12 protein-coding genes and 1 other RNA gene are annotated in these 18,458 nt (G+C 60.1%); 6 read left to right on the top strand and 7 right to left on the bottom strand.

Annotation, left to right across the window (positions count from 1 at the left end; translation table 11 throughout):
* From gpJ to ACYAS9_RS02090, 6 genes are all read left to right on the top strand, one after another.
* A complete protein-coding gene (gene gpJ / locus ACYAS9_RS02115) occupies nucleotides 1-8,442 on the top strand; it encodes a TipJ family phage tail tip protein (RefSeq protein WP_463566658.1) in 8,442 nt (2,813 codons plus the stop codon).
* Nucleotides 8,442-8,786 (top strand): hypothetical protein, encoded by a 345-nt coding sequence (locus ACYAS9_RS02110; protein ID WP_463566657.1) that lies wholly within the window; start codon nucleotides 8,442-8,444, stop codon nucleotides 8,784-8,786. Before gpJ ends, ACYAS9_RS02110 begins: the two co-directional genes overlap by 1 nt.
* Nucleotides 8,783-9,460 (top strand): hypothetical protein, encoded by a 678-nt coding sequence (locus ACYAS9_RS02105; protein WP_463566656.1) that lies wholly within the window; start codon nucleotides 8,783-8,785, stop codon nucleotides 9,458-9,460. Before ACYAS9_RS02110 ends, ACYAS9_RS02105 begins: the two co-directional genes overlap by 4 nt.
* An 82-nt stretch (nucleotides 9,461-9,542) precedes the next feature.
* Nucleotides 9,543-9,764, top strand: a complete 222-nt coding sequence (locus ACYAS9_RS02100) for a hypothetical protein (RefSeq protein ID WP_463566655.1) — start codon at nucleotides 9,543-9,545, stop codon at nucleotides 9,762-9,764.
* Nucleotides 9,765-9,828: 64 nt separating this feature from the next.
* The gene (locus ACYAS9_RS02095; protein ID WP_463566654.1) at nucleotides 9,829-10,365 is read left to right on the top strand and encodes a glycoside hydrolase family 24 protein; all 537 of its coding nucleotides are present in this window, start codon (nucleotides 9,829-9,831) and stop codon (nucleotides 10,363-10,365) included.
* Nucleotides 10,362-10,922, top strand: a complete 561-nt coding sequence (locus tag ACYAS9_RS02090; protein WP_463566653.1) for a DUF2514 domain-containing protein — start codon at nucleotides 10,362-10,364, stop codon at nucleotides 10,920-10,922. Before ACYAS9_RS02095 ends, ACYAS9_RS02090 begins: the two co-directional genes overlap by 4 nt.
* A gap of 206 nt (nucleotides 10,923-11,128) precedes the next feature.
* On the opposite strand, the gene ACYAS9_RS02085 is transcribed toward ACYAS9_RS02090, so the two are convergent.
* The 7 genes from ACYAS9_RS02085 to ACYAS9_RS02055 form a co-directional block, all read right to left on the bottom strand.
* Nucleotides 11,129-11,509: a hypothetical protein gene (locus tag ACYAS9_RS02085; protein WP_463566652.1), complete on the bottom strand. Its 381-nt coding sequence runs from the start codon at nucleotides 11,507-11,509 to the stop codon at nucleotides 11,129-11,131.
* 184 nt (nucleotides 11,510-11,693) lie between these two features.
* Nucleotides 11,694-12,085: a transfer-messenger RNA gene (gene ssrA, locus ACYAS9_RS02080) on the bottom strand.
* An 84-nt stretch (nucleotides 12,086-12,169) separates the two neighbouring features.
* Nucleotides 12,170-12,454, bottom strand: a complete 285-nt coding sequence (locus ACYAS9_RS02075) for a hypothetical protein (RefSeq protein WP_463566651.1) — start codon at nucleotides 12,452-12,454, stop codon at nucleotides 12,170-12,172.
* 203 nt (nucleotides 12,455-12,657) lie between these two features.
* A complete protein-coding gene (locus tag ACYAS9_RS02070; protein ID WP_463566650.1) occupies nucleotides 12,658-15,468 on the bottom strand; it encodes an FAD-binding and (Fe-S)-binding domain-containing protein in 2,811 nt (936 codons plus the stop codon).
* The gene (locus ACYAS9_RS02065) at nucleotides 15,465-16,136 is read right to left on the bottom strand and encodes a LutC/YkgG family protein (RefSeq protein WP_463566649.1); all 672 of its coding nucleotides are present in this window, start codon (nucleotides 16,134-16,136) and stop codon (nucleotides 15,465-15,467) included. The genes ACYAS9_RS02070 and ACYAS9_RS02065 overlap by 4 nt, the downstream gene beginning before the upstream one ends.
* Complete coding sequence (locus ACYAS9_RS02060; protein WP_463566648.1) at nucleotides 16,133-17,593, bottom strand: LutB/LldF family L-lactate oxidation iron-sulfur protein; 1,461 nt, start codon at nucleotides 17,591-17,593, stop codon at nucleotides 16,133-16,135. The genes ACYAS9_RS02065 and ACYAS9_RS02060 overlap by 4 nt, the downstream gene beginning before the upstream one ends.
* On the bottom strand, nucleotides 17,590-18,423 hold the full coding sequence (locus ACYAS9_RS02055; RefSeq protein ID WP_463566834.1) for a (Fe-S)-binding protein: 834 nt from the start codon (nucleotides 18,421-18,423) through the stop codon (nucleotides 17,590-17,592). The genes ACYAS9_RS02060 and ACYAS9_RS02055 overlap by 4 nt, the downstream gene beginning before the upstream one ends.
* Nucleotides 18,424-18,458: the final 35 nt, after the last annotated feature.

Here is an 18,458-nt window from a genome sequence, read left to right as displayed (position 1 = left end):
ATGACCGACCTGACCATTCGCGGCTCCAAGGGCAGCGAAAGCGCCCATTCGCCTGTAGAAAGCCCAGACAGCCTGATCAACACCAGTTACGCGAACATCCTAGACGCAATCAGCGAAGGCCCGATTGTCGGCCTGGTGAACGGCGCGCAGTCCATCTATCTGGACCAGACCCCGCTGCAGAACGCGGACGGCTCCTACAACTTTACCGGCGTGACGTGGGAGCAGCGCACCGGCGAGCACGATCAGGAGCACATCAGCGGCTTTCCGGCGGTCGAGAGCGAGCATGGGGTGGGTATCGAGCTGAAAGCGGCTCAGGCGTGGACACAGGCCTTTAGCAACCTGGAGTTGTCCGCCGTGCGTGTGCGCCTGGGGGCTTCGTCGCTGTTCGAGCAGAACGAAGACGGCGACACCCACGGTTACACCGTCGCTTACGTGGTCGAGCTGGCCACCGATGGCAGCGACTATAAGGTGGTGGTCGACAGCGCGTTTACCGGCAAGACCACCAGCGGCTATCAGCGCTCGCACCGCATCGACCTGCCGAAGGCAGAGCAAGGCTGGAGCCTGCGCGTTCGCCGTACGACGCCTGATTCTGCAGAGGCGAAGATTGGCGACACCACATCGGTGGTCAGTTACACCGAGATCATCGACGCCAAGCTGCAGTATCCGTATACCGCACTGGCCGGTCTAAAACTCGATGCCAGCCAGTTCTCGTCGACGCCAGAGCGTGCCTACCGGGTCAAGCTGCGCATTGTTCAGGTGCCGAGCAACTACGATGTAGCTACGCGCAGTTACAGCGGGACATGGGACGGCACATTCAAGCTGGCCTGGACCGATAACCCGGCGTGGATCTACCGCGACCTGGTGCTGAACGACCGCTATGGCTTTGGGCGTTATATCTCGCCTTCGCAGGTCGACAAATGGGCGCTCTATCAAATCGCCCAATACAGCGACCAGATGGTCGATGACGGCAAGGGCGGCAAGGAGCCGCGCTTTACCTGCAACCTCTATCTGCAGGCGCGGGCCAATGGGTTGCAGGTCCTGCAGGATCTGGCCAGCATCTTTCGCGGCATGAGCTATTACGCCGGTAGTGAGGTTGTGTGTTCGGCGGACATGCCCAGCGACCCTGTGTACACCTACACCAACGCCAACGTGATCGATGGCCTGTTCAACCGTCCGGGTTCCAGCGGTTCGACCCGATTCAGCGTGTGCAAAGTGTCTTGGACGGACCGCGAGAACTTCGGCGCCCAGCGGGTCGAGTACGTGCCGTTCCCGGACGCTATTCGCCGTTACGGGATCCGCGAAACCGAGCTGACCGCGTTCGGTTGCGTGTCGCAGGGCCAGGCGCAGCGCCTGGGGCTCTATACGCTGATGACCAACCACCTGGAGACCGGCACGGTCCAGTTCAGTGTGGGTCTTGATGGCGTCATGGCACGCCCTGGACAGATTGTCCGGGTCGCTGACCAGAACTACGTTGGCAAGCCGATTGGCGGCCGCGTGCGGGCGTCCACGCTCGACAGCGTGACCGTCGACGACGATCTGACCGTGGCGGCCGGCGATACGCTGGTCATCATCCAGCCCAACGGTGTGGCTCAGACCCGGGTTATTGCCTCAGTCGCAGGCCGGTTGATTAACGTTACCGAGGACTTTAGCGCGGCGCCTGTCGTCGATTCGGTTTACACCGTCGAGACCGCCGAAGTGGTGGCCGAGACCTACCGGATCCTGAGCGTTACCGAGTCGTTCGGAGACGACAAGCTGCAGTACGACATTGTTGCGGTGCAGCACAACGCGAGCAAATTTGCGGCCATTGATTCGGGCGCGCAGATCGTCATACCGCCGACCAGTACGCTGCCCAACGCGGCGCAGGCCATGCCCGCCAATGTGGCGCTGTCGACCTTCGACAGCGTCAGGCAGGGTATCAACGTTGCCACAATGCGCATCACCTGGGAGGCCGCCCAGGGCGCTCAGAGCTACAACGTCTGGTGGCGGCGCAATTCGGGCGACTGGGTCTATGCCGGCGTGACGTACACGACGGCCATTGAAGTGCAGGGCATTTACTCGGGCACCTACACCGCCCGGGTGTCTGCCGTTGGCGTTACGGGTAACGCTTCGCTGTGGGCTTACTCCAATCCAACTGACCTGGCTGGCAAGACGGGTGAGCCGCCGGCACTGGCCAGCCTGACCGCGACGCCGGGGCCGTGGAAAATCACGTTGGACTGGGCGTTTCCGGCCGGTGCCGAGGACGCCGGTTACACCGAGATTCAGCGCGCCGAAAGTGTTGACGGCAGCAATGCCTCAACCTTGGGCCTGCTGGCCTACCCGACCAACACCTACACCCTGAGCGGCCTGGCTGCCGGTGTCACCGTGTTTTTCCGGGGTCGACTGATCGACCGCACCGGCAATGCCGGCCCATGGAACGATTGGGTCATGGGGCAGGCCAGCGCAGACGCAGGTGAATATCTTGAGTTGATCACTGAGGAGTTCGTCAAATCCGCCCTGGGTGAGGAGCTGCTGTCGGATATCGATCTGATCACCGGCACTGGTCCTGGGTCGGTGAATGACCGGATCGAGGAGGCCAAAACCGAACTGGGCGGCCAGATCGATGACGTCAACACCACCGTTGAAGGCGTGCGTAAGGATCTGGCAGATCAAGTAAAAGACGTGGGCAAGGTACGCAGCGAACTAGCCGGCCAGGTCACTGCAATCAACAGCAGTATCTCGTCCACCAAGAGTGAGTTGCAGAGTCAGATTACTGGGGTTAACAACACGCTCACGTCCGTGAAAAGCGACCTGCAGGGTCAGGTAACGTCTGTTGGTGCAGCGGTCGCCAAGGTACGCACTGACCTGCAGCCGCAGATCGATGCGGTCAATGCCCTGGCAGGTTCACTGCCGTACAAGGCGGCCAGCACGTACAGCGCTGGGCAGAGCGTACTGGGCGGCGACAAGATTATTTATCAGGCGGTCCAGAATGTGCCGGCGAACACGCCGCCGCCCAATGCTACTTACTGGCTCAATGTCGGCCAGGCCGCTGCCGGCGTCGGCGCGCTGGCCACCCGCGTGCAGACGGTTGAAACCAAAGTCACCAACCTAGAGGGGACCACCACCAGCCAGGCCCAGCAGATCACCGGCCTGCAAAGCGCGGTGGCCGGTAAGGCGGATTCGTCGGCCCTGCAATCGCTGACCACCCGCGTGACGACCTCCGAAGGCAAGAACAACAGCCAGGACGCGGCGATCACCAGTCAGGCGCAGGCGATCACGAACCTGCAAACCACAGTCGGCGGGAAAGCGGACGCTTCGGCGCTTCAATCGCTGACGACGCGGGTCACGGCGGCTGAGGGCGTCAACACGTCTCAGGGTTCGGCAATCACCAATCTTGAGAACAGCGTCAACAGTTCTACTGCCGGACTGGCCACAAAAGCCAGTGCGTCAACGGTTCAGGCGCTTAGCAACACGGTCACTGCGCAGGGCAACGCCCTGACGGCGCTGGGCGAGTCGGTGACGAATATTGACGTGAACCTGTCGAATGCCGGCAGCGAGAACCTGATTTTCAACCCTTCTTTCGAAAAGGTCCGCACTGACTTCGCTGGTTTGGGGCTTGGCTGGAGGCTTGGCATCCCTGCCGGGACTACCGCTGCAGCTACTCAGGTCACCTCATCGCTGGACCCCAAGGGGTTGGCCCAGCGCCTGGATGTTACGGGCATTGCGCCTTCGGGCACCTACATTGATTTGGGTATCCATTCGTCCTATCTGCCCAGTGTCGGTGCCGGTCAGGTCTACACGGCGTCCAGTTATGTGCGCGGGACGCCGGGCATGACGGCCCGTGTGTTCTTCCAGTTCAAGAACGCAGCCGGTCAGACTATCCAGACCATGGGGCCTACCGCTCTGACGGTAACTGATGCCTGGCAGAGGATCAGTCGTACCTCGCTGCCGGCACCGGACGGTACAGTTGCGGTCGACCTGTTGTTCCGTATCAATGGCGACCCGTCTTCGGGATTTGTCGAGTGGGACCGCACGCAACTGGAGGCCGGCAACATTGCCACCGGCTGGCGAGACAACACAGGTGTTGTGGGGGCTGATGTTGTGGCCAACGCTCAGGCCACCACGGCACTGAGTGGTCGTGTGACTACTGCAGAGGGCAGCATCACCGCTCAGGCCCAGCAGATTACGAACCTGACTACCACATTGAGCGGCAAGGCGGACGCGTCGGCTGTCAGCGGCCTGAGTACCCGCGTAACCACCGCTGAGGGCAAAATCACCAGTCAAGGCACGGCGATTACGGCGCTGGAGAATAGCGTCAACAGCCCAACTGCGGGTCTGGCGACCAAGGCCAGCGCCTCGACGGTGCAGTCACTGAGCAACGCCGTGACCGCTCAGGGCAATCAGCTGACGGCGTTGGGGCAATCGATCACCACAATCGACGCCAACCTAAGCAACATCGGCGGCGGTAACTTCCTGTTCAACCCGTCGTTCGATACCCCGGACGTCACAGGTTTAGTTGCCAGTGGCTGGAACGTCGCCTCTACAGCAGGCATGTCGCATGTGTCATCTTTGGTGACGTCAGGCATCGACAACACCGGCAAGGCGCAGCGGTTCGACTTCACTGGAGCCCAAAGCCAGCAGTACGTTGATGTCACGACAATTCCGGCCCGTCGTCCTGGTGCGTCTCAGGGCGCCACGTTCACGCTATCTACCTATATCCGGGCAACCACAGGCGCCGTTGCGCAACTGTTCTTGCAGGTGGTCAACGCCGCCGGTGCTGTGGTCCAGACTTACAGTACGGGCAACTTAGCAGCAGACGGCAAATGGCAGCGGATTTTGCTGGTCGCCGCTGACCTGCCCGCAGACGCTGCATCATTGCTGCCACGCATCAGGGTCAGGACTCTTTCAGGCAGCCTGAACGGGTTTGCTGAGGTAGACCGCGCTCAGCTGGAAATTGGGGCTCAGATGTCTGGCTGGCAGGACAACACCCTCATGCTGGGCGAGGCGACCGACGCTAACGCCAACGCGACTCAGGCTCTGTCGGGCCGCGTGACCACTGCCGAGGGCACCATTTCCAGTCAAGGCTCCGCAATCACCAGCTTGAACAGTGCGGTCAACAGCCCAACTGCTGGTCTGGCGACCAAAGCCACAACCTCGGCGCTGAACAGCCTGACTACGCGGGTTACTGCAACCGAGACGGCCCTTACAAGCCAGGGCCAGTCGATCACCAGCCTAACGAGTTCTCTTGGTGATATCGGTAGCGAAAACCTGATTGCCAACCCGTCGTTTGAGAAAGAAAGTTCGCGGTTCGCGGGCCTGGCTGAAAGCTGGGCAGTGGGTGCCGCTGGCAGCTCCACTGTTACCTGGTCTCTCATCAAGTCCAGCCTTGAACCGACCGGAAAGGCGCAGCGGTTTGAACTGGCCGGCCTGACCAACGGCGGCAACTACGTTGATATCGCGCCCAACCCGGTGGCGCCTGCAAGCCCTGGTCAGTTCCTTGTGGCCTCGATCTACTTCAAGGCAACCGCTGGACTGGTCGTCAGGTTCTATCTGCAACCGCGCAGCTCCAACAACGTCACTATCGTGACCTATAACGGCCCGGCGCTGGTGGCTACAGGCGAGTGGCAGCGGATGGCTTTCGCGTCTTTGGCCATGCCGACCAACACCGAGGGTCTGAACGTGTTGTGCCGCGTCGGTGGTTCAACGGCAAACGCTGCATCCGGTTACATCGAATACGACCGCGCCCAGTTGGAGTTGGGTTCTGTTGCCAGCGGGTGGCGCGACAACAACGCTAACGTGAACGCTGACCAAGCAGCACTGGCAACCGCCCTGTCATCGTTGACCACCACTGTGACCTCTCAGGGTCAGGCGATCAGTGCACAAGCCCAGTCGATCACCAGCCTGCAGACAACAGTCGGCAACAAGGCTGACACGACTGCGCTCAACAGCCTGGCCACGCGGGTGACCACTGCCGAGGGCAAGATCACATCGCAAGGCACGGCGATCACGAACCTTGAGAGTACGGTCAACAGCCCGACTGCTGGTTTGGCAACCAAAGCGACGGCGGCGGCAGTCAACACCCTTACCACTCGGGTTACAGCAACCGAGACCGCGCTGACTACCCAGTCCCAGGCAATCACCGACCTGAAAGCCTCTGTCGGTTCAGGCGATTTTGTTGCAGGCGTGACCTGGGAATTCGCGGACTCGGTGCGCAACTGGTACGCCAATGCGTCAGGTTCGACCATAGTCGCGGGGCCTGCTTTCGCCACGGTCACAGGCGGCACCAACCTGCAAGTGACGAGCAACACGTTTGGCAAAGTCAGCGGCGCCCAGAACCCATACGTTCGATTCCGGTTCCGCCGTAAGGGCAGCACCCGAAACAGCTGCCGCCTGTACTGGGCAGACGAAACGGGTGGTTTGGCCGAAGCCCGGACGTTTGTGTACAGCATCAGCACCGCGACCGAGGACTGGCAAGAGATTGAGCTGGACCTGTCTAACACCGCATCGTGGACCAGCAAAACCGGCATCTACGGCATTCGCCTCGACCTGGTGAACAGCGCTGATACCGGCGCAGTGGTGGACATGGCCTACGTTGCGCTGGGTCGTAAGTCGGCGGCAGCGTCGGGGCAGGCCTTGGATACCCTGACGACGACAGTCACCGCTCAGGGGAATGCACTTACGTCGCAGTCCCAGCAGATCACCAGTCTGACGTCGGCAGTTGCCGGCAAAGCCGACACCAGCGCGCTGAGCAGCTTGGGTACCCGTGTAACCACCGCCGAGGGCAAGATTGAGTCACAAGCTCAGCAAATCACCAACCTGACGACGACGGTCAGCGGCAAGGCCGATACCAGCGCGGTTAACGCACTGACTACACGAGTGACAACGGCAGAGGGTGCGATCACCAGTCAAAGCACGCAGTTGACCAACCTGCGGGCCAGCATGAGCGAGGTTGGCGGGGAAAACCTGATCTTCAACCCATCGTTCGAAGTCGCCGGCAACGTCGCCGGCATCGCTGACGGTTGGCGGGTAGGCTTTGCCAGCGTTACCGGCACTTACAGCCTTGTGGACTCGACCCTTGATCCCAAGGGCAAGTGCCAGCGTTTCGATCTGAACGGCCTGACGTCCAGCGGCACCTACTGTGACCTGGCCCTGAACTCGGCACGGTTTGCATCATGCTCGCCCGGCCAGATCCTGACCGCATCTGCCTACGTGCGGGGTGTGGTTGGTTTTGGTGCTGCGCTCTACTTCCAGTTCAAGAACGCAGCCGGCTCGACGATCCAGACCATGGGGCCGACCACCCTGGTTCTGGGCTCTGACTGGCAGCGGATCAGCCGAACCTCTCAAGCCGCGCCGGCGGGTACTGTGGCGGTTGATATCCTGCTGCGCACGTTCGGTTTGGCGTCGGGCGCTTCGTCCGGTGCTGTATTCTGGGACCGCGCCCAGCTGGAGCAAGGCGACCTGCTTACAGGCTGGCACGACAACAGCCAGTTAACTGCAGCAGACCAGGCTGTGACAGCCAGTGCAGTGGGTTCCCTGTCGGCCACCGTGACCTCGCAGCGCGGCACGATCAACAGCGTGTCGACCCGCACCACGGCTTTGGAGAACACGGTCAACAGCACCGCCAACGGTCTGGCGACCAAGGCCAGCGCGTCGGCGCTCGATACTCTGGCCAACCGGGTTACTGCCACTGAGACCGGCGTCTCCAGTCAGGCGTCGCGCATTACGTCGCTGGAGACTTCGGTCAACAGCACGGCCAGCGGTCTGGCGACCAAGGCCAGTGCGTCGGCTCTGTCGTCGCTGACTTCGACGGTGACAGAGCAGGGTAAAACGTTGGCGGCTGATTCGACGCGGATCGACGGGCTGACCACCTCTGTAGGCAATACCAACACGGCGATTCAGAGCGAGGCGACCGCACGGGCAAACGCTGATACTGCCCTGGGCAAGCGTATCGATACCGTGCAATCGACAGCAGGAACTGCCAGTGCAAGCGCGCAGACGGCGATGAATACCGCTGCCGCTGTTGACGGGAAAGTTTCAAGTTCCATCGTTAACAAAGTGCAAATCACCCAAAATGGTATTCGTTACAACGCGGGATATGCTTTAGGCGTGGATTACAGCGGCGGCACAGTGCAAACATCGTTTGTTGTCAGTGCTAATCAATTCATGATTCTTAACGATAACGCTAGCAATGGCTCTATCTTTTCGCCTTTCGCAGTAACGAACGGGCAAGTCTTCATGAACCAAGCGTTCATTAAAGACGGCTCTATTGATAACGCAAAAATTGGCGATGTGATCTACTCCAGCAACTATATCGCAGGGCGTCAGGGCTGGATTCTCCGCAAGGATGGCATCTTTGAAATCAACAGCACGATTCCAGGCGCTGGCCGTGTCATTCTGAATGCTAATGGCCTTAACGTGTTTGATGAAAACGGCGTACTGCGCGTGCAACTAGGAAACTTGGGATAATGGCATTCGGTTTGAGGGTGTACGGCGCTGACGGCGCCGTACAAATAAACGAGAATTCGTTTACGATGCGTGTTGTATTTACGACCACCGTTGATAATAACGGGTGGACTCAGTCCGGGCCTAGTCCAAATAAAGGGCATAAGCAATGGGCTGTCGACGCCAACGCAAGTAACAGCGTTGCTTTTGTTATTCCAGATGGTGAATTTCAAATGGACTATACGACGCAGTTTGAAACTGAAATGCTCGACGGAGTTGTGCGGGTTTACAACCATAATCGAGGCTGGGAGTACGGCCTGACCGCTAACGCCGCGTCAATGCGCTTATTCGTAGTGAGGTTCGCATGACGTTTGGCCTGCGTTTCATGAACAACAGCAACGTTGTGACGCTGGACTCTGAGTTTGCCCGGCTCACAATCCGCGAGTCAGGCACCTATGCGCCCAACGCAGAAAGTGGACTGACTTCGATTGTCTACTTTGCTACTCCCATTGAAACGCAAGAGCCGCCGCTTGTTTTTGCCCGACCACGAACAGAGTCTGGAAGGGCAGCAACAAACACTGTAATCATGTATGGCTCACCGGGGAACTGGACTGGTTTCCAAATCCGCACACGAAGCATTCATTTCAACCGGCCTTATGGAAAATGGTTCGTGGCTGTTTTCAAGTCGAAAGCGGTGGCTAAGTTCGGAATGCGTTTGTTCGACGCAGCAGGAGGCGTGATCTTTGATAGCGGGACGTCTTGCGCAATTTTCACAAGGGCTTTTCAGAATTGGTCCTATGGATTCACAGAGCAACTTGATATAGGCTCAACTAACTTTTATTCGGTGCCATTCAATTTTCCAGAAAACGAATACATTTTGATCAATAGCTTTTCCATGAATATGATTGCCGGAAACGCGCCCGGTAGATTATTAGGGTGTGTGTGGGATTTTTCGGCGGGAAAGCTTTACGCCACTACCACCAGCACCAGTAACCCTTATGCTTTTTATCTACCTGCGCTATTTGCAAAGATGGAAGGCTGACAGCAACACCAATCGCAACACAAAACCCTGAATAACCCGCCATCGAGCGGGTTTCTTTTTGCTTGAAATAACGGAGCTTCATATGCCTTTCATCGCAGTTAACACCAGCAACCTGTACGACGCCGCAAACCTGACCCGCTACGCGACCAAGCCCGAAGCCGACACGCGTGCCCGGGAGATCCTTGCGCAGTTTCCCACCGCCCAGGTCTTCACGGCCCAGGTGATTCAGGAGTACAGCGCTCAGGTCAGCATCACCGTCAAAGAGCCTGACGAGGTCGAGCCGGCCCCCGCCGATCCGGTCTGACACAACGACTACAAATTCTGGCAACCCAGCCCGCCCCGTGCGGGCTTTTTTCTGGAGAAAATAAATGGCACGAATAGACGCACAGCGCGCCGGCGGAAAGAACGTCTTGGCATTCCTCGACATGCTCGCCTGGTCTGAGGGCACATCGACAATCAATGCCAGCGACGATGGCTATAACGTGTTAGTAGGCGGCAAGCTGTTCAGGGATTACAGCGCGCACCCGCGAGTATTGGTCGGCCTACCGCGCTATGGAATCAAGTCCACGGCCGCCGGCCGCTACCAGTTCCTGGCCCGGACTTGGGACGCCATAGTAAAGAACTACGGCTTCAAGGGACGCTTTATTCCAGAGGCACAAGATCTGGCGGCCATCAAGCTGCTGGCTGAGTGCAAAGCGCTGCCGGCGATCAAGGCCGGGCGCATTACTGAGGCCATTGCCCTGGCGGCGCCGATCTGGGCCAGCCTGCCGGGTGCAGGTTATGGCCAGCACGAGCACAAACTGGCCCAGTTGCTAGAGATCTATTCCGCCGAGCGAGCGCAGGAAGAAAAGCCCGAGCCTGATCTGTTAGCGATGTACAAGGCGGCAGGCGGGGAATTGGCGTGATTGCCTTGACCACGGCCGGCACTGGCCGGTTCTGGCTGCCACTGGCAGGCGGTGCATTAGTACTGGCCCTGATTGCGGAAAGCCTTTACCTAGCGTACGACCATGGCCGGTCTGTTGAGCGGTCTGAATGGCAAGTGCGCTGGAGCGACCGCGATGCAGGCGACCAGCAATCATGGGGGCTGGCTCAGGCCAGCGCCCGCACAGAAGAACAACGCCGGCAGACTGCCGTAAATGAGATAGCGAATAATGCTAGAAGAGAACAGGCTATGGCCATTGATGCTGCTGGTCGCGCTGACGCTGCTGGCGAGCGGCTGCGTGTCGCATCAACCGAGCTTGCCAGCAGAGCCAGTTGCACCTCCGGCGCTCCCGGAGCTACCCATCGAGGCGAGGCAGCCCGCCGCGCCGCCATGGTGCTATCCGACCTGCTCAACCGGGCTGACGTTCGAGCGGGAGAGTTGGCAGAGGCTTATGACAGATCCCGAATTGCTGGGCTGGCGTGTGAAAAAGCCTACAGAGCTTTAAAGTTGCGAGGGGGAAATATTGTGCTTGGCGAGTAGAGAGAGATAGGTTCGTTCAAGATAGCCGGGCTCCCATGGAAGGGAGCTATCGGTGGTAGCTCTATCGACGCAAATCTGAGCCCAGTGATGACAGTCGTAGACAGTTTCGTTGGCGAGTTTCTCGACTTGCTCGAGCACAAATTCTAGCGTCAAGTCTGGGCGCCGCTGTGTGACGCTGCCTAATTTTTTACGCAAGTCGACCATAGCTATTTTGCCTGTGAGTGTTGGTAGGCTGTGTCCGGGCTTGCGGATGATCTCAAGCCATCCTGGAGGCAAATCATCGCCGCATCGCTTTGTGAGCGGTCATGAACAAATTGTAGTTCGTTCAATTTGTCTGTGAGTTGCGCATTATGGACATACAAATCAGAGAGCTTCCTGCTGCAGCCATGCGCGTCGCGTCGAAAGGCATCGCGCTCCTCAGTAGCTACAGTCAGCATCCTAATGAGCTTTGATTGGTTCAGGCGATAGCGTTCTACCTGAGATCGAAGCAGCTCGTTCTCTGTTTCAACAAGCAATAGCTGTTGACGCATCATTTCCAGGGGAGTTGGGTTTCCAAACCAGCTCTCAGCGTCGAAATCGATATCCATAGAATGGGGTCCAGTTACTGTTTTTATATACAGTAATCGGGCTTGCATGGTTTTGGGTAGCTTTTGGTGATGAACGGAAGGGCGAGGCTGTCATAAAGCTGGCATTTCCCAGCCAAAACAGCCCTAAAAGGCACAAAAAAAGCACTTGCGATAAACGCTAAGTGCTTGATTTATAACGCTTATTTGGTGGAGCCGGGGGGATTTGAACCCCCGTCCGCCAGTACTCCGCTGTCGGTCCTACATGCTTAGCCGTGTCTATTAAGTTAACCCTCAGCGACCCGACGGGCAGGGTGCTTTGGGCGAGTTGTGTAAGTTTTAGTCACATCGGCCACAACGTCCTAAGCGACGATCCTGTTCTATATGACAATCACTTTGGGTTTACAGGCATCCCCTGGTGATTGCTGGAGCCGAAGCTACCAGAAGAGCTAGTCGCACCGCTTACGCGGCGAGAGCGTAGCCCTCGTAGTTTTCGTCATTGGCAACTATAGAAAGTTGCAACAGTGGATTTACGACTTCTGTTACCAAGTCGGCATGCACCTAAAGTTTCATCACCGGCGTCGAATCCTAATCGGCCCCGTGACTGCTTTGCGGGCAGTCAGTGGGGCGCAGTGTACGCCGATTGGCGTGGCGCGTCGACCCACTGAGACTACTCAACGGCAATTATTTGGCGCCCTGGCTGCCCGAACCGATCAGCTTGAGGTCCGAAATAGCCTTGGCGGTCAGCTCGATGCATTTCTTTTCGTCACCGGCGGCTTTGGCGGCGGCGGCTTCATCGTGAGTGGTCGACAGGGCTGTCTTGTTCTCGGCGCTCAGGTTGGTGTTGGTCGATACCTGGGCGTCCTTGAGGGTTTGCAGGTTGGAATCGCACAGGTCGTCTGCGGCGAATACTGGCGAAGCCAACAGTGCTGCACTGAAAAACAGTCCGGTGAGAGCGGTACGTTTCATGTTGTTTCTCCTTAAACCTGTGAGCTCGGTGTGGCCATTGGGGTGGGGCGCTGTCCGAGATTAAAAAGCCATCGTCTGGAAGGCTTACAGGATTGACTGTGCTGTTTGGCAGGGGTTCTATTTATTTTTCGCGTTGAAATAAAAAGTCGAAAATGCCGGCATTTGCCCCAAAGAGGGGCGTTTAATGCCCCTTTTTGTATCGATCAGTTCACACGTGGCCGGGTCACACGATCTACCAGATACACCAGGCTGTGATAGTCGATGCCCGAATGTTGCGACAGGCCGATTTCACAGGTGCGGCTGGTCGAAATGCCTTCGTTACAGTGCTGCACGGCCTGTTTTAGCGGGCGCAGGGCGTGAGCGTTGAGTTCTGGGGTGGTGAAGCCTTTATCGCCGGCAAAGCCACAGCAATGAATGCCTTCCGGGATGACCACGTTGACGCTGCACAGGCGCGCCAGTTCGATCAGCGCCTGGCTTTCGCCGAGGTGCTGGGTGCTGCAGGTGACGTGCACGGCCACCGGTTCCTGTTGCGGGGTGAAGGTCAGTTTGTCGAGCAGGTAGGTACGAATGAAGCGCACCGGGTCGTAGAGGTCGAGGCGCGTTTCTTTCAGGTCTTGCACCAGGCGCAGGGTGCAGGGGCTGGTGTCGCAGTAGATCGGGTCGAGGCCGCCGCGGCTGGCCTTGAGCAGGGCGTTGATCAGCTCGGTGCGTTTGGCGTCGGCCTGTTCGCTGTAGCCCTTGGAGGCAAAGGGCTGGCCGCAGCACAGGCTGTCCTGGTCGTCGGGAAACACCACTTGGTAGCCGGCTTTTTCCAGCAGGCTGCGGGTTTTGTCGAGCAGTGAAGATTGTTCTTTATCGCCAGCGGCCGGGCCCATGATCCGCGAGACGCAGGCGGCGAGGTAGACCACGCGCGGGCGCGGGTCGTCGACCGGTGCAGTGAAGCGAATGGCCTGCTCGGCCTGGGGCATGGCCGGAGTCCATTGCGGCAGGCGGCCGGCGGAGATTTTGCTCAGGCCGGCCGATAGTTTCTCCAGGCGTGGCGCGCCGAGCAACATGCGCGCGCCGTTGGCGGCGTGCAGGGTGAAACGTGCGCCCAGCAGGGCGGTTTTGAAGTGGCTGGCCAGCCAGTGGGCGGTTTTGGTGTGGCTGGCGTGTTGGCTGCGCAGTTTTTTCACCAGTTCGCCGGTGTTGATGCCGACCGGGCAGCGTTGCGCACACAAGCCGGTGGCGGCGCAGGTGTCGATGCCCTGGTATTGATAATCGCGCTCCAGCGCGGTGGTGTCTTCGCCGTTGCGCTTTTTGGCCTGAATGTCGCGCCAGATGACGATGCGTTGCCGTGGGCTGAGGGTCAGTCCCTTGGACGGGCAGACCGGCTCGCAGAAGCCGCACTCGATGCATTTGTCGACGATGTCGTCGGCGGCGGGCAGGGGCTTGAGGTTTTTCAGGTGAATCTGCGGGTCGTTGCTCAGCACCACGTCGGGGTTGAGGATGCCGTTGGGGTCGAGCAGGCGTTTGAGCTGCCACATCAACTGGTAGGCGTCGCTGCCCCATTCCTTTTCGACAAAGGGCGCCATGTTGCGCCCGGTGCCGTGTTCGGCCTTGAGCGAGCCGCCGAATTCCACGGCCACCAGTTCCGCGACGTCGTCCATGAATGCCTGGTAACGCGCCACTTCGGCCGGGCTGTTGAAGCCCTGGGTGAAGACGAAGTGCAGGTTGCCCTCCAGGGCGTGGCCGAACAGGATCGCTTCGTCGTAGCGGTGTTTTTCGAACAGCGCGATCAGGCGGCGTACGCCAATCGCCAGTTGCTCGACCGGAAAGGTGACGTCTTCGATGATCACCGTGGTGCCGGTCTGGCGAACGGCGCCGACGGCGGGGAAGGTGTCTTTGCGGATCGCCCACAGGCGGGCGTTTTCCACCGGGTCTTCGCTGAAGTCGACCTGCTTTTCCACCGGGAACGGCGCCAGCGCCGCCATGATCTGTGCGAGTTGTTCGTGCAGCAGCGCCTGGCTGGCGGCGCGGGCTTCTATTAATAGTGCGCAGGCGTTTTCCGAGAGTTCGCGGACGAAGGCCGGCATGCCGGGTTTGTCTTGCACTGAGCGCATGCTGCGGCGGTCGAGCAGTTCGACGGCGGCTACCGGTTGTTGCTTGAGCACGGTGACGGCGTGGCAGCAGGTTTCGACATCCGGGAAGACGATCAGCGCCGAGGCCTTGTTCGGGTGGTCGTGAACGGTGTCGTAGGTGACCGCGCTGATAAAGCCCAGCGTGCCTTCGGAGCCGACCAGCAGATGGCTGAGAATATCCAGCGGCTCATCGAAGTCGACCAGCGCGTTGAGCGACAGGCCGGTGGTGTTTTTCAGCCGGTACTTGTGGCGAATGCGCGCGGCCAGTTCGATATTGGCGCGGGTTTGCCGGCCCAAATGGGCGAGCTGTTCCAGCAGGTCGGCATGGCTGGCGCGAAAGGCTGCGACGCTGCTGGCATCTTCGGTGTCCAGGCGCGTGCTGTCGGCCAGCACCAGGCGGATGCCGGCGAGGGTGTGGTAGGTGTTTTGCGCGGTGCCGCAGCACATGCCGCTGGCGTTGTTGGCGACGATGCCGCCGATCTTGCAGGCGTTGATCGAGGCCGGGTCCGGGCCGATCTTGCGACCGAACGGTGCCAGCCAGGCGTTGGCCTGGGCGCCGATGACGCCCGGTTGCAGGCGGATTTGTGCGCCGTGCTGACGTATTTCACGGCCGTTCCAGTTATCGCCCAGCACCAGCAACACCGAGTCGCTGATCGCCTGGCCGGACAGGCTGGTGCCGGCGGCGCGAAAGGTGACCGGTACTTTATGGGTCTGGGCCAGTTTGAGCAGGGCGACCACTTCGTCTTCGGATTCGACGCGGATCACCAGTTTCGGGATCAGCCGGTAGAAGCTGGCGTCAGTGCCGAACGCCAGGGTCGACAGCGGGTCGTCGAAGCGTCGTGCGGCTGGAATGAGCAACTGCGCCTGGCGCAGGAAATTGGCGGGCAGGGTCATGCGTCCTCCAGAATCAGCACCACAAGGTCTTTCGGGCCGTGGGCGCCGTAAGCCAGCACTTGTTCGATGTCGGCGGTCTTGGACGGGCCGGACACCAGCAGGGCGTTGGTCGGCATGCCGCCGGCCCAGTCTTGCTCGCGCTGCACCTGGTACAGGTTGTCGTAGATCTGGCTGGCCTTGAGCAGAGCAAAATGCACCGGCGGCACCAGGCTCATCAAACGCGGCTCTTCCCGGGTCGGCCAGAGTATCAGGCTGCCGGTGGCGGCAATGGCGCCGAGGGTCGTGGTCAGGCTGGCGGCGGTGTCGTCGAACATTTCCTGCTTCCACTGTTCGATGGGTTTGTCGTAGGCCTTCAGCGGCGTCAGTTGTGGATGCTGCGCCCAGTGTTCAGTGATGCGTTGTCCGTGCGGCGTGTTTGGCGCGATCAGCAGGTTCGGCAACTGGCGCTCGGCGGTCAGCGCGGCCAGGCGTTGCGGCCAGTCTTGTTCGCGGCACAGGTGGATTTCGGTGTGTACCGCCTCCATCAAGGTGCGCAGCCGGGTAAGGCGCTGCTCGGCAGTGTAGCGCCACGGTTCGGTGACCAGCACCTCATTGAAGGTGTCGGCGATGGGCTGGGTGCCTTCAAGGCTGCGGCGCAATTTGGCGAGGATGTTGTGCCGGGCATTCATTGACGCTCTCCTGTCTGGGTGGCGCGCTGCTTGTGTTCGCGAGCCAGGTCATGCAGTGAACGGGCGGCAGGTTTCGGCGCGCTGTGGTTTTGCGTCCAGGGCCCGATGTTGCCCGGCATCAGGCTGCGCAGGCGGGTGGCCATGTAACCGAAGGCGCGATACAGCGCAGGCGAGGTGTTGAGCCTTGCCCAGAGGTTCCAGATCAGCCGTTCCTTGCGCGAGTATTTGCGGCCTTGATCGCGCATGACCGGGTTGGGGCTGTCGGGTGACTTGACGTTTTCTTCGCGCAGGCGGCGCAGCAGGGCCGGAATCGGGATTTTCACCGGGCAGACTTCGCCGCAGGCGCCACATAAAGAAGAGGCGCTGGGATGGTCCGGCACTTTGCTCAGGCCAGCCATATGCGGGGTGATGATCTTGCCGATCGGGCCGGGATACACCTCGCCGTAGGTATGGCCGCCGACGCGGGTATACACCGGGCAATGGTTCATGCACGCGCCGCAGCGAATGCAGTTGAGCGTCTGGCGCAGTTCGCTGTCGGCAAACGCCTGGCTGCGGCCGTTGTCGAGCAGCACCAGGTGCACTTCTTGCGGGCCGTCCAGTTCGTGGGGCTTGCGCGGGCCGGAGATCATGTTGACGTAAGTGGTGATCGGAATGCCCAGGGACGAACGGGTCAGCAGCGACAGCAGCGGCACGGTGTCGCGCAGATTTTCGACGACCTTCTCAATGCCGGTCACGGCGATGTGTACCGGCGGCACGCTAGTGACCATGCGCCCGTTGCCTTCGTTTTCCACCAGCAGCAAGGTGCCGGTTTCGGCCACGGCGAAGTTGACGCCGGACACGCCGATATCGGCCTCGAAGAATTTCTGCCGCAGCACGCGGCGGCCGATCTGGATCAACTGGTCGACGTCGGTGGTGTAGTCGACGCCGAGTTTTTCATGGAACAGCGTGCCGACCTGGCGGGCGTTCTTGTGAATGGCCGGCATGATGATGTGCGAGGGCTTTTCGTGGTCCATCTGCACGATGTACTCGCCCATGTCGGCTTCCAGGCACTCGATGCCGCGCTCGCCGAGAAAATGGTTCATCTCCATTTCTTCGCTGACCATCGACTTGCCCTTGATCAGTTGCCGGGCTTCGTGGGCTTCAACGATCGACAGCACGATGGCGTTGGCTTCTTCGACGGTTTCGGCCCAGTGCACCTTGACCCCATTGCGGATCAGGTTGCGTTCCAGTTGCTCCAGCAGGTCGGGCAGTTTCGACAGGGCGCGGGCGCGGATCGCGTTGCCGAGGTCGCGCAGGTCTTCGCGTTCATCCGGGTCGTTGAAGGCGGCGGCGCGCTTGGTCATCAGCGAGTCCATCGCGCGGCGGAAGTTGCCGCGTAATTGGTTGTCGCCCAGGGCTTGGCGAGCACGCTCGCGAAAGTCGGGTTCTTCTATTTGCAGGGCGGGGATACGGGTCATGGGCGGCCTCCGCTGCGTTGCCAGAGAAAACTGGCCAGGTGTTGGCCGCGCAGGGATTCGCGCTGTTTTTCCAGGGCGCCATTGATATTCATCAGGCAGCCGCAGTCGGCAGTAAGAATCTGCTCGGCGCCGGAGGCTTTCAGTGCGCGGGTCTTGTCGGCGACCATGGCGCCGGAGATGTCCGGCATGCGCACGCTGAAGGTGCCGCCAAAGCCGCAGCATTCACTTTCGTGGTCGTGTTCGACGCGCTCGACGTTGCTCAGTTGGCCGAGCAGTTCGCGCGCGTGCAAATGGGTGTTCATTTCCCGGCGCGCCGAGCATGAGGTGTGCAGCGCAATACGTGTGGGTTGGCCGTGGTCGTTGAAACGGACCTTGCAGACGTGCAGCAGAAACTCGGTCAGCTCATAGGTGCGGGCGGCCAGGGCGCGGACTTTTTCGAGCATCTGCGGTTCGTCCTTGAACAGATCCGGGTAGTGCTCGCGAAACATGCCGGCGCAGGAGCCCGACGGCACGATGACCGGGTCGTCGCCTTCGAACAGCTTGACCTGGGCGCGGGCCACGTCGCGGGCCTGTTCGGTGTAGCCGCTGGTATAGGCCGGCTGGCCGCAGCAGCTCTGGCCGGGCGGGTAGTTGACCTCGATGCCTTCGCGTTCCAGCAGGTGAATGGCGTCCATGCCGGCTTCGGGGAAGAACAGGTCGACCACGCAGGTGCCGTACAGGTAGACGCGCTGGGGTTTGCCGGTCGGGTACTGGCGCGGCGTGTGCCGAGGGGCGACGCGGGTGGCGTTGGGATTGGCAGCGGAGGCCGCGTTATAGAACAGGTCGCTCATCAGGTGCTTCTCCGGGTGGGCCCGGTTATCCGTCC

This window comes from Pseudomonas sp. HP_08 (genome assembly GCF_055284095.1).
The sequence above is the reverse complement of the archived record's forward strand: the minus strand, read 5'-3'. Positions and strand labels throughout refer to the sequence as shown.